The sequence below is a fragment of the Tenacibaculum crassostreae genome, assembly GCF_964512405.1.
Taxonomy (GTDB): Bacteria; Bacteroidota; Bacteroidia; order Flavobacteriales; family Flavobacteriaceae; genus Polaribacter; species Polaribacter crassostreae.
The window spans coordinates 234,928-247,333 of sequence record NZ_CAZELE010000007.1; the positions used below are offsets into that span (position 1 = coordinate 234,928).

14 protein-coding genes are annotated in these 12,406 nt (G+C 32.9%); 9 read left to right on the top strand and 5 right to left on the bottom strand.

Annotation, left to right across the window (positions count from 1 at the left end; all coding sequences use genetic code 11):
- Positions 1-4 precede the first annotated feature (4 nt).
- The 4 genes from ACKTST_RS11320 to ACKTST_RS11335 all read left to right on the top strand — a co-directional run bounded on the left by ACKTST_RS11320 (position 5) and on the right by ACKTST_RS11335 (position 2,653).
- On the top strand, positions 5-454 hold the full coding sequence (locus ACKTST_RS11320; protein WP_408047857.1) for a YybH family protein: 450 nt from the start codon (positions 5-7) through the stop codon (positions 452-454).
- A 40-nt stretch (positions 455-494) separates the two neighbouring features.
- Positions 495-1,727: a DEAD/DEAH box helicase gene (locus tag ACKTST_RS11325; RefSeq protein WP_408047858.1), complete on the top strand. Its 1,233-nt coding sequence runs from the start codon at positions 495-497 to the stop codon at positions 1,725-1,727.
- Between the two features lie 73 nt (positions 1,728-1,800).
- Positions 1,801-2,130, top strand: coding sequence for an ArsR/SmtB family transcription factor (locus tag ACKTST_RS11330; protein WP_408047859.1), 330 nt, complete (start codon positions 1,801-1,803; stop codon positions 2,128-2,130).
- A 46-nt stretch (positions 2,131-2,176) separates the two neighbouring features.
- Positions 2,177-2,653 (top strand): DUF6428 family protein, encoded by a 477-nt coding sequence (locus ACKTST_RS11335; protein ID WP_408047860.1) that lies wholly within the window; start codon positions 2,177-2,179, stop codon positions 2,651-2,653.
- A 1-nt stretch (position 2,654) separates the two neighbouring features.
- Here ACKTST_RS11335 and rsmG read toward each other — a convergent pair whose 3' ends face one another.
- A complete protein-coding gene (rsmG, locus tag ACKTST_RS11340) occupies positions 2,655-3,284 on the bottom strand; it encodes a 16S rRNA (guanine(527)-N(7))-methyltransferase RsmG (RefSeq protein WP_408047861.1) in 630 nt (209 codons plus the stop codon).
- A gap of 145 nt (positions 3,285-3,429) precedes the next feature.
- Between rsmG and ACKTST_RS11345 the strand changes: the two genes are divergently transcribed.
- Positions 3,430-4,521 (top strand): fatty acid desaturase family protein, encoded by a 1,092-nt coding sequence (locus ACKTST_RS11345; RefSeq protein WP_408047862.1) that lies wholly within the window; start codon positions 3,430-3,432, stop codon positions 4,519-4,521.
- Between the two features lie 25 nt (positions 4,522-4,546).
- A complete protein-coding gene (locus ACKTST_RS11350; RefSeq protein ID WP_408047863.1) occupies positions 4,547-5,734 on the top strand; it encodes a pyridoxal phosphate-dependent aminotransferase in 1,188 nt (395 codons plus the stop codon).
- A gap of 118 nt (positions 5,735-5,852) precedes the next feature.
- Here the strand turns inward: ACKTST_RS11350 and ACKTST_RS11355 are convergent, their stop codons facing one another.
- Positions 5,853-6,332 carry a retropepsin-like aspartic protease gene (locus ACKTST_RS11355; RefSeq protein WP_408047864.1) on the bottom strand — a complete coding sequence of 160 codons (480 nt, stop codon included), beginning with the start codon at positions 6,330-6,332 and terminating at the stop codon, positions 5,853-5,855.
- Positions 6,333-6,437: 105 nt separating this feature from the next.
- Between ACKTST_RS11355 and ACKTST_RS11360 the strand changes: the two genes are divergently transcribed.
- The gene (locus ACKTST_RS11360) at positions 6,438-7,202 is read left to right on the top strand and encodes a TatD family hydrolase (protein ID WP_408047865.1); all 765 of its coding nucleotides are present in this window, start codon (positions 6,438-6,440) and stop codon (positions 7,200-7,202) included.
- Position 7,203: 1 nt separating this feature from the next.
- Positions 7,204-7,689 (top strand): methylated-DNA--[protein]-cysteine S-methyltransferase, encoded by a 486-nt coding sequence (locus ACKTST_RS11365; protein WP_408047866.1) that lies wholly within the window; start codon positions 7,204-7,206, stop codon positions 7,687-7,689.
- Between the two features lie 52 nt (positions 7,690-7,741).
- On the opposite strand, the gene ACKTST_RS11370 is transcribed toward ACKTST_RS11365, so the two are convergent.
- A complete protein-coding gene (locus ACKTST_RS11370; protein ID WP_408047867.1) occupies positions 7,742-8,191 on the bottom strand; it encodes a nucleoside deaminase in 450 nt (149 codons plus the stop codon).
- Positions 8,188-8,742 carry an MOSC domain-containing protein gene (locus ACKTST_RS11375; protein WP_408047868.1) on the bottom strand — a complete coding sequence of 185 codons (555 nt, stop codon included), beginning with the start codon at positions 8,740-8,742 and terminating at the stop codon, positions 8,188-8,190. The genes ACKTST_RS11370 and ACKTST_RS11375 overlap by 4 nt, the downstream gene beginning before the upstream one ends.
- A gap of 61 nt (positions 8,743-8,803) precedes the next feature.
- On the opposite strand from ACKTST_RS11375, the gene ACKTST_RS11380 reads away from it, so the two are divergent.
- Positions 8,804-9,565, top strand: coding sequence for a UDP-2,3-diacylglucosamine diphosphatase (locus ACKTST_RS11380; RefSeq protein ID WP_408048090.1), 762 nt, complete (start codon positions 8,804-8,806; stop codon positions 9,563-9,565).
- Between the two features lie 54 nt (positions 9,566-9,619).
- Here ACKTST_RS11380 and ACKTST_RS11385 read toward each other — a convergent pair whose 3' ends face one another.
- Positions 9,620-12,397 carry a TonB-dependent receptor gene (locus tag ACKTST_RS11385; protein WP_408047869.1) on the bottom strand — a complete coding sequence of 926 codons (2,778 nt, stop codon included), beginning with the start codon at positions 12,395-12,397 and terminating at the stop codon, positions 9,620-9,622.
- Positions 12,398-12,406: the final 9 nt, after the last annotated feature.

Consider the following 12,406-nt stretch of genomic DNA (forward strand, 5'->3'; position numbering starts at 1 on the left):
AACAATGAAAAAGTTACTTCTCATCATCACTTTGCTAACTTCTACTTTAAGTTTTTCACAGAATTATATTGGAGATGCTAAAGACATTAAAACCATACTCAACAATGTTGCTGAATTTTCTAATCACGTTATGAATGGCGATGCTAAAAGTATTGGAAATTCTTATACTGAAGATGCTAAAATCTTTCCAAACAATACGAAAATCATTGAGGGCAGAAAAGCAATCATTACCTATTGGACACCGAGAAATGGAGCAAAAATAACTCATCATAAAGTTACTCCGCATGAAATAAAAATCAATGGTAATGAAGCATACGATTATGGTGTTTATGAAGGAACTACACAAAAATCAGATGGAAGCTCACTATCATGGAAAGGGAAATATGTAATTGTTTGGAAAAAGATAGATAATAATTGGAAAATCTATTTAGATATATGGAATAACATCAAATAAACTCTTCCTTTTCAGCTACCTTTGCAAAAAAATCAATTCGATGCAATTTTCTGATTTATCATTAGAGGCTAACATCCTTAAAGCACTTACCGAAAACAAATACCACACTCCTACTCCTGTTCAACAAGAAGTAATTCCTGTTGTATTAGAAAAAAAAGATGTAGTGGTAACTTCACAAACCGGTACAGGTAAAACTGCTGCTTTTGCATTGCCAATTATTCAGAGTTTATTAAAAGTACAAGATTCAGAAAAAAGTGGTAAAAAAATAAAAGCATTGGTAGTTAGCCCTACTCGGGAGTTGGCTATTCAAATTCAAGAAAGTTTTAGCACCTATGCTAAATACACAAATTTGAGAAGTACTGCTGTTTTTGGCGGAATTTCATTACAACCTCAAAAAGACATTCTAGCAAAAGGCGTTGATATTTTAATAGCTACACCTGGTCGTTTTATCGATTTACACAAACAAGGAAGTATTGATTTGCGTCAGCTAAAAACATTGGTTATTGATGAAGCTGATTTAATGCTAGACATGGGGTTTATTGAAGATGTTCAGAAAATTGAAGAGTCATGTCCTCGTAAAAAACAAACCTTACTTTTTTCTGCAACAATGCCTGAAACCATTAGCCAATTGGCAAAATCGATGTTGCTTCAACCAGAAAAAATAACCATCAATCCTTCTGGAAGCACATCCAAAAACATTGGTCAGTTATTGTATTATGTTCCTAAAAGAAATAAAACCGACTTGTGTTTGCACTTATTACGAAAAGAAATCAATGGTAAAATCATTATTTTTAGACGTACCAAATTAGGTGTTGATAAACTAGAGCAAACTCTGATTAAAAACGGATGCAGCGTTGCAAGTTTACACGGAGATAAATCACAAAACCTACGCAATAAAGCTATTGAAGATTTAAAAACCAACAAAGCAAGTATTTTAATTGCTACCGATGTTGCTGCTCGTGGTATTGATATTAGTAAAGTAGATGCTGTTATAAATTTTGATTTACCTAACATTCCTGAAACCTATGTACACAGAATTGGTAGAACAGGTAGAGCAGGAAAATCAGGAATTGCTTTTTCATTATGTAGCGCTGATGAAACTTCATATATAAAAGCTATTCAACAAATACTACAAAGACCTCTTACGATAATTGAGGATCATCCTTTTCCTTTAGCAAAACCAAAACCTAAGAAGCAACCCAATACAACAAGTAACAATTCTAAAAGTAGAAAATCTACCAACTCTAAAAAAAAGAAAAGGCGTTGGTATTAAAATTCTAAAAAATATTTAAAAACAGATTATCTTTCAATTATTAATCGTAATATTGCAATATATAAATTAAATAATGGGAATAACTAAATCCGAAATATTTACAAAAGAACAAAACGAGTTAGCCAATATTGCAAAAGTGTTAGGTCACCCAGCTCGTATTGCTATTTTACAGCATCTATTCAAATTGAATTCTTGCGTTTGTGGTGATTTAGTTGACGAAATTGGTTTGGCTCAACCAACAATTTCACAACATTTAAAAGAATTAAAAAAGCTCGAAATTATTAAAGGAACAATTGAAGGAACTAGTGTTTGTTATTGTATAAATCCAATAAAATGGAAAGAAATTAAAACGTTGCTTTCTTCTTTTTTAAACCTTGACATGAACAACCAGAGTTGTTGCTAAAAAAATTTAAAACTATTAATCGTAATATTACAATAAAAATAACATCATGAAATTATCAGAAATAAAACAGCATTTAAGCACATTAAAAACAATAGCGTTTCAATTACCTGATGGTAGTTTAGTGCCCAATCATTTTCATGTAACTGAAGTAGGTAAAATCACCAAGAGTTTTATCGATTGTGGTGGAACAATTAGAAATGAAGAAGTGGTAAACTTTCAGTTATGGAATGCAAATGACTATGACCATAGGTTACATCCTGAGAAATTAATCCACATTATTGAGTTATCTGAAAAAGTATTAAACATTCCTTCTAATTTAGAAATTGAAGTAGAATACCAAGGAAGTACAATTGGCAAATACGGACTGGATTTTGACGGTACTAATTTCTTATTAACTACAAAACAAACCGATTGTTTAGCTAAAGACAACTGCGGAATTCCAACAGAAAAACCAAGAGTTCGCTTATCTGATTTACAAAAACAAACAGAAAGTTGTTGCGCACCAAATTCAGGATGCTGTTAAACTAGCCTTTAAACTTAATAGGTACATGTACGACTTTTTTGGTTTCGAAAAAATCTTCTTCAAAAAAGTCTGGTAAATCATAAATGGTGGCTTTAGGGAAGTTCGCAAGTTCTTCAGTAAGGTCACCTCCTTTTAAATACAAAATTCCGTTTTTTAACTCGTGATTTTGTTTCTTTTGCACCTTATCTTTAATCCAACGGTGAAAAGTTTCCATTTGAGCAACTGCTCTACTTACAATAAAATCGTACGTGTCTTTAACTTCCTCAACACGTCCATGAGTAGTTTTTACGTTTTCTAACCCCAACCCTTCTACTACTTCATTTACTACTTTTATCTTTTTTCCGATAGAATCTACTAAATGAAATTGCGTTTCAGGAAATAATATAGCCAAAGGAATTCCTGGAAAACCACCACCTGTGCCAACATCCATTACTTTCGCCTTCGGTTGAAACTCCATAATCTTTGCAATTCCCAACGAATGTAATACGTGACGCAAGTACAACTCATCAATATCTTTACGAGAAACTACGTTAATTTTTAAATTCCAATCTTTATATAACTCTTGTAATTTAGAAAAGTGTTCAACTTGTTGTTCCGTAAGATTCGGAAAGTATTTTTTAATGATTTCCATGATGCTATTAATTTCGATGCAAAAGTAAAAAACAAATTAGTATCATTTACTTTTCAACAAAAGATATTCAATTCGTTAAAAAGTATCTTAAAAGCAATAACCGTGAAGCAAAAACGTTTATTTTTGCGACACAAACAAACAACAAATGAAGACAGTAAACTTCTCAAGAATAGACAAAACGAAGTTTTTTAGAACTCTAAACAAAAGAGTTAACAATTACTTCAAAGAAAACAATATCAAACGTACTGGTAACTGGAAATTATACTCAAAAGCTATCATCATGTTAGCAACTTTTATAGTTCCGTTCATTTTAATTTTAACTGTTGACATGTCGCAATGGATAAAATTAGCACTTACCGTTTTAATGGGTGTAGGAATGGCTGGTGTTGGTATGAATGTGATGCACGATGCCAACCACGAATCATTTTCTAGTAAAAAATGGGTGAATAAACTTTTTGGAAGCAGTATTTATATTTTAGCAGGAAACGTTTACAACTGGAAAGTACAACATAACGTTTTACACCACACCTACACAAACATTCAAGATCATGATGAAGATATGGATGCTGGTAGAATTATCCGTTTTTCTAAACATGCACAATGGTTATGGATTCATAAGTTCCAAAAGTATTACTCAATTTTTTTATACGGATTGTTAACTATTAACTGGGCAATTACTACAGACTTTAAGCAAATGCACAGTTACTTAAAACGTAAGTTATCGTATGGTGAATTTCCAAATCCAGCAAAAGAATGGACAAAATTAGTAATCTCAAAAGTTATCTATTACGTTCTTTGGATTGTGTTACCAATAGCAGTTATGAACATTGCTTGGTGGAAGGTATTAATCGGATTTTTCGTAATGCACTACACCGCAGGAATTATTTTAAGTGTTGTTTTTCAATTAGCACATATTGTTCCTAAAACCGAAATGCCTTTGCCAGATGAAGACGGTAATATGAAAAACACTTGGGCTATTCACCAATTATACACTACTGCAAATTTTGCTCCTAAAAATTGGTTCATTAACTTTTATACTGGTGGATTAAACCATCAAGTAGAACATCATATTTTTCCACATATTTCTCATATTCATTATGATAAATTAGCTAAGATTGTAAAAGAAACTGCAAAGGAATTTAACCTTCCTTACAACGAATACAAAACAACTCGTAAAGCAGTTATCGAGCATTTTAAGCATTTAGCTGAATTAGGAAAAAAACCTCAACTAGCGTAAACAACACACACAACATATTACAACAATGTCAAACGCATTATCAAACAGAATTAAAAGTTTACCTGTATCGGAAACTTTAGCAATGGCTGCTAAAGCAAGAGAATTAAAAACAGAAGGTAAAGACATTATTAGCTTAAGTTTAGGAGAACCTGATTTTAACACTCCTGATTTTATTAAAGATGCAGCTATTGAAGCCATCAATCAAAACTACAATGCTTATACTCCAGTTGATGGTTATGTAGAGTTAAAAGAAGCTATTTGTGAAAAATTTCAACGTGATAACAATTTAACATACAGCCCAAATCAAATTGTGGTTTCAACAGGAGCTAAACAATCTATCGCTAATGTAGCGCAAGTATTATTAAATCCTGGTGATGAAGTATTATTACCAGCACCATACTGGGTAAGCTATTCTGCAATAGCTACTTTATGCGAAGCAACATATAAAGAGATTCCTTCTTCTATTGATACTGATTTTAAAATCACTCCAGCACAATTAGAAGCAGCAATCACCCCTAAAACAAAGATGATTTTCTTCAACTCACCAACCAACCCTAGTGGTTCTATTTACAGTGAAGAAGAATACAGAGCATTAGCTAAAGTATTAGAAAAGCATCCAAATACATATATCTTATCAGACGAGATTTACGAACACATTAACTACGGAACAAAACCATTTAGTTTTGCTGCTATTGAAAGCATGTACGATCGTACCATCACTGTTAACGGATTAGCAAAAGCATTTGCGATGACTGGATGGAGAATTGGTTATATCGGCGCTCCTGAATGGATAGCAAAAGCATGTACAAAAATGCAAGGGCAAATTACTTCAGGAACTAATTGTATAGCACAACGCGCTGCAATTACTGCGGTAAAAGCATCTCCTGAAAAAGTACAATACATGGTTGATGAATTTAAAAACCGTAGAGATTTAGTATTACAATTATTAGGTGAAATTGACGGGTTCAAATTAAACGTACCTGAAGGTGCTTTTTACATTTTCCCAGATATTTCTGATTTCTTTGGAAAAACTATTCAAGGAAAAACTATCAATAATGCAAACGATTTTTCTATGTTATTATTAGAGAAAGCAAATGTAGCTACGGTTACTGGGGAAGCTTTTGGTGCACCAAACTGTATTCGTTTGTCATATGCCGCTTCTGAATTGCAATTGCGTGAAGCAATTAAAAGAATAAAAACTGTTTTAAGTTAGAATAACTTTAAAATTATAAATAAAAACTGTCATTCCGAACGAAGTGAAGGAATCTCATAAAAAATATTACTTCGTCATTTCTTCCTCGCAATGACAGTTTTTTTATACCTTTTTCCTTCTAAAATGGAACTTTTAATTTTTTTACCTTTTTCTTTTTAGGCTTTTTTAGGTACAATACTTTTTTATTATAGTCTATGAAAGCTTTTCCAGCCTCTAAAACGTCAGCTCCAATAATTCCGTCTACTTCTTGAGCATCGTGTTGTTTCAATGCTGTGTTTACGTGCATTAAATCAAACAAAACCAAATCACAAGCATCGTTCTTCCATTTTCCAATCTTTAAAGTATTATTTTCAGATTTTTGAGTTTCCATATCCGTTGCACCCGCTCCTGCTGCTTTTACGTCACTTTCTTCAGAAATAAGTTTAAAACGCTCAATTAAATCCAACCCAACACACGAATTAGACGCTCCTGTATCTAAAATAAAAGTACCTTTTACTCCATTAATTTCAGCAGCTAACTCTAAATGATTCGTCACCATTTTTTTTAGCTTTATTTTAATGTATTTCTTTTTTCGTAATACTTTTTTCAAACTTGTCATTTCTTGTACTTTTGTTCACAAATACAAAAATACGTCATTACTAACGAAGTGACGTAATCTTTACATTGAGATTACTTCGTTCCTCGCAATGACAAACGATTAATAATGATTACTGATACACACACGCACTTATATTCAGAACAATTTGATGAAGACAGAAACGAAATGATACAACGCGCAAAAGATGCCGGTGTTTCTCGTTTTTTTATTCCTGCGATTGATAGTTCTTACACAGAACGTATGTTCGATCTAGAAAAAAACTATCCGAATGATGTTTTTTTAATGATGGGGTTACACCCTACTTCTGTAAAAGAAAATTATCAAGAAGAATTAGCACATGTAAAAAAGTGGTTAGACAAACGTGATTTTTTTGCAATAGGTGAAATCGGTATCGATTTGTATTGGGACAAAAGTTTTTTACCGCAACAACAAGAAGCTTTTCGCACACAAATTCAATGGGCAAAAGAGAAAAAACTACCAATAGTTATTCATTGTCGCGATGCTTTTGATGAAATTTTTGAAGTTTTAGAATCAGAAAAAAGTGATGATTTATTCGGAATTTTTCATTGTTTTACAGGAACGTTTGAGCAAGCTCAAAAAGCAATTTCTTACAATATGAAACTAGGAATTGGTGGAGTAGCAACGTTCAAAAACGGAAAAATCGATCAATTTCTAAACCAAATAGACATCAAACATATCGTTTTAGAAACAGATTCACCATACCTTGCTCCCACCCCGTATCGTGGTAAGCGAAACGAAAGCAGCTATATTACTCAAGTTGTGGACAAGTTAGTAGATATTTACGGATTAACTTTCCAAGAAATTTCAGAAATTACTACGCAGAATTCTAAAGACGTTTTTGGTGTTTAATTTGCAAACCACATATTATAAAACTCCAATTGGAATCGCTAAAATTGAAGGTGATGAAAACGGAATTCAATCTATTTCTGTGTTGGACGAAAACACTTCCACAATAATAAACTCTACTGAAGAAATCCCTACTTGTTTACAAAAATGTGTTACTCAACTAGATGAATATTTTAACGGAAATAGAAAAGAATTCAATTTAAAGTTAAACCCTAAAGGAACAGCATTTCAACAATCGGTTTGGAATGAATTAGTAAACATTCCTTTCGGAAGCACAAGAACCTATTTAGAACAAACTAAGCAATTGGGTGATGTAAAAGCAATTAGAGCAGTCGCTTCTGCCAATGGTAAAAATCCAATCTGGATTGTAATTCCATGTCATAGAGTTATTGGTTCTGACGGCTCCTTAACTGGATATGCAGGTGGTGTTTGGCGTAAAAAGTGGTTGTTAGAACATGAAAGTGGTGCTAAGCAACAAACTTTATTCTAATTCTTCAAGCTTAACTCATTTCAGCTTCACATCATGGTAATGGTGACAACAATTAATTCAAATTACGTTTCTCAATAAAAAATTTCTTCAATAAAAAACTACACTCTTCTTCCAAAACTCCAGAAACCACTTTAGTTTTCGGGTGTAATTTAGTTTGTAGTACGCTATAACCCAACTTTGGTTCGCTTGCTCCGTATACAATCTTTCCTATTTGTGCCCAATAACTTGCTCCTGCACACATCTGACAGGGTTCTAACGTAACGTATAACGTACAATCTTTTAAATATTTTCCACCTAAAAAATCTGCAGCAGCAGTAAACGCTTGCATTTCTGCATGTGCCGTAACATCATTTAACAATTCAGTCAAGTTATGTGCTCTAGCAATAATTTGATTCTTATGAGTAATTACAGCACCTACAGGAACTTCTCCTTTATCAAAAGCTATTTGAGCTTCTTGTAAAGCTCTCTTCATAAAATAAGTATCATCAAACGGATTTATCATGCTTTTTGTGCTCTTTTTTGCGTGTAAATTTCAGCAATAGTTGGTTTGGTTTTATCTGATTTTAGCAGCTCAAACACATCATCTTTTTTAACAAAACCCGTTTGTAAAACTTTAAAATACACACCGCACATGGTAGTATTCCAAAACTGTTTTACAATGCTCATATCGTTAAATCGAACTCCCAACTTCATACAAGGTTGACGAGATTTGGTTACTTCTAAAATAACGTCGCCTACTTTAAAAGTATCTCCTACATGAATTGCTGTTTCCTCAAGGTCAGAAAGCGTTAAATTCTCTCCAAACATACCCATTTCCCAATTTAAATCAGGGTACAACTCTTTAAAATAGTCGTAATGTTTTACAGAATATGCATACACCGCTTGATCTATACCTCCGTGATGTTCTCTATTGCAAATTGCATCGCCTCTCACCTCTTCTTCATCTAGAAAAATAGGTATATCAACCGAATATTTAAAAATCCCCGTAGTTACTTTTTTCCCTTTCCAGTCTATTTCTTTTCTTTCTCCTAAATTTACCGATACAATCTTCATATAAATCGTTTTTCACAAAGTTAGATAAATAAAATAGCTATTTTTGATAAAATTTTCAGATTTGATTTCAATTACAACACAAACCAATAAAAAAGTATATTTTGCTTCCGACCAACATTTGGGTGCTCCTACACCTAAAGCTAGTTTTCCTCGTGAACAAAAGTTTGTACAATGGTTAGATGAAGTAAAAAAAGACGCTGAGGCTATTTTTTTATTAGGTGATTTATTTGATTTTTGGTTTGAATACAAAACGGTTGTACCTAAAGGATTTGTTAGAGTTTTAGGAAAATTAGCGGAAATTAAAGATAGCGGAATTCCTATTTATTTTTTTGTAGGCAATCATGATTTATGGATGAGCGATTATTTTGAAAAAGAATTAAATATTCCTGTATATCACACTCCTCAAGAGTTTTCCATTAACGGAAAGGTATGTTTGATAGGTCATGGTGATGGTTTGGGCCCACATGATAAAGGGTACAAACGAATGAAAAAAGTATTTACATTCAAACCTTTTCAATGGATGTTTCGCTGGTTACACCCTGATTTAGGTGTTAAACTAGGGCAATACATGTCGGTAAAAAACAAATTGATTTCTGGTGATGAAGATGCAACCTTTTTAGGAGAAGAAAACGAATGGTTGGTTCAATATTGCAAACGTAAGTTAGAAACAAAGCATTACGATTATTTTGTTTTTGGTCATAGACATCTTCCTTTGGAAATCAATTTAAAAGAAAACAGCACTTATATTAACACAGGAGATTGGGTAAAGTTTTTTACCTATAGTGTTTTTGAAAAAGACAAATTGATTTTGAAAGAATATTAAAACATAAAAAAAGCACCTTTTAAAAGGTGCTTTTTCATTATCAAATAATTAAGTTTAAAACTTAAAGGTTAATCCTGCTTTAAAAGTCATTCCGTTAAACCCAAATTGGTTTACTTCCCAAGGGTACTTAAAACGACCTCCTAAACTTGTTTCAATATCTCCTTTAGCATCGATTTCATCAGGATATACATCAAACACATTATTTACAACTGCATTAAATGATATCATATCAGAAAACCTATATCCTAAAGATATATCTGTAAGTGTTTTACCAGTAAAAGTTTGGTCTTTCGATGGGTCAGAGGCATGTTGCCATGTTACTTCTCCAAAATAAGTATTATTTAAACCAGCAGTAAACTTCCCTATTTCGTAGGCACCTCCAAATAAAAATTTTGTATTTGGTCTTGCACTTATAACTCTTGATTGTTCTTTTCTGTTAAAAAAGGCATTACTGTAATATGGTGTTGACAACAAACCAGGAGTATTTGCTTTTCCTTCTATCTTAGTTCTATTTAGGTTTAAAGCAACATTCAACGCTAGCTTACCCCCAGCAAACTCAATATTTTTGTATCGCATTGTGTAATCTATACCTTCTGTTTTTGTGTCAATAGCATTGATAAAAAACTTAATACTCGTAAGTTTAAGAGGCTTTAAAATCTCCTCTACTGGGTTAGTAGTAATAATATTATCTATATTTACTTCCCCTCCTCCTGGTAATGCATCACCAATTTCTTGTCCTACATCATCAAAACCTATTTCTCCAGTAAATAACACTCTATCGTCAACACGTACATTATAGTAATCTAATGATATCGTAAAATCCTTATTGGCTTTTACGGTTAAACCTGCTGATATATTCTTAGAAGTTTCAGCAAATAACTCAGGAACACCTAAGCTTCTTAATCTTTCATCAACGTTACTAATAGTTCCTTGTTCTGAAATTGTTCCTCCTGATAATAATGTTTGAATATTACTCAAATATAATTGATGCAATGATGGTGCTCTAAACCCTGTACTATATGAAGCTCTCAAAACTCCTGCTTCTCCTATTTTATATCTTGAACTAATTTTCCATGAAAAATTATCTCCAAAATCAGAGTAATTCTCATATCTACCAGCACCACTTATTAAAAAATCATCTGAAATATCAAAATCTATTGATCCATAAGCTCCAACATTTGTTCTAGATTCACTTAGTGCATTAGAAGGTTGTAATCCAGGAAACGAAGAAACACCTCCACCTACATACGAAGCTTCTTCTCCTGCAATAACATCAAATTGTTCTCTTCTAGCCTCTATCCCTAAACCTATACTTACTTTTCCAAAAGAACGACTCACATCAAAATTACCAACAATATTACTAAATCCATATCCACCAGTATCAAAAGTTGTAGGGCTATTTCCTCCTAAACTTGGGTTAATTGAGTTCTTTACAGTATAATCTACAAAATTACCTCCATAATTAGCACTTAAATCAGCATCAAAGTCACCTAATTTAAACCTACTTCCAACAGTTAACAAGAAATCTCTAATATCAGTTTCAAAGGTTGGTTGAAAACCCTGATAATCTCCGTTTCCATCATATAAAGGATTATCTTGTGGAGAATTTTGTCCAGGAATCCCTGGCCACCACGGAACTCTATACAGCGCAAAACTCTTTCCTTTTCTTAAATTAGCACCTCCAAAAGCATATAATTTTGTTGTTTCACTTAAAGGCAACTCTCCATTAACAAAAAGATCTCCTTTTGTCATTTGTGGTTGTCCTATTATCATTCCTAATGTAGGGTTTTCCCTCTGCCAATCAGTATTTCCAGCCAAAATATCTGCTCCAGAAGCTACATTTCCATTCGAAGATAAAAACCCATCTCCTGCTCCTATAGGAATCGCACCTACATCATATAAAAAACCAAACAAACCATCACCACCTGGTGAACCAGGTCTGTTCGTGTAATCTTGATGATAACCACTTAAAGTTGCATTAATAAAACCTCCTTCTCCAAAAGTGAATGTGTGATTAACATCTGCACCATAATTAACCCCATCTCCTTCTTTAGTAACTCCTCCATTGATATTAACCTCGGTGTGATCTATATTTTTTTTAAGAATGATATTTACTACACCTGCAATTGCATCTGAACCATATTGTGCTGAAGCACCGTCACGTAAAACTTCTACCCTTTCTATCGCAGCAGTTGGAATACTTTTCATATCAGTACCTACCTCTCCTTTACCAGGTGTATCATTTACATAAACCAAAGCACTTTGGTTTTTACGTTTCCCATTAACTAAAACCAATGTTCTACTTGGTCCTAATCCACGTAAATCTGCTGGATCGAAGTGCGCAGTTGCATCAGAAATAGTTTGATTACTTGAGTTGTACGAAGGGACTGTGTATGTTAACATTTGATCAATATTTGTTTGACCAGTTGCTTGTAGTTCTTGAACACTTACATTATCAATAGGTACCGCAGAATCTAATATTGTTCTTGGTTTAGAACGGTTTCCTGTTAATACAACTTCATCTAAAACATTGTCTTCTTTTAAAACAACCGTTACATACGAAACGTTATACAATGTTTTTTCTAATGTAGAAAAACCTACTGAAGAAAACACCAACGTAGCTGGCATCTTTTTTACATTAAGAACAAATTCACCCTGCTCATCTGTACTTACTCCATTAGCAGTATCTTTTTCTAAAACATTAACAAAAGGCATAGGTAATCCACTTTCATCAGTTACTTTACCTTTAATTGCTTGCCCATAAATAAATCCGGAAAAAAGAAAAACAAATACATTTAACAGTAATAGTTTACTAAAAGTTATTCTCTTCATAAAATATAA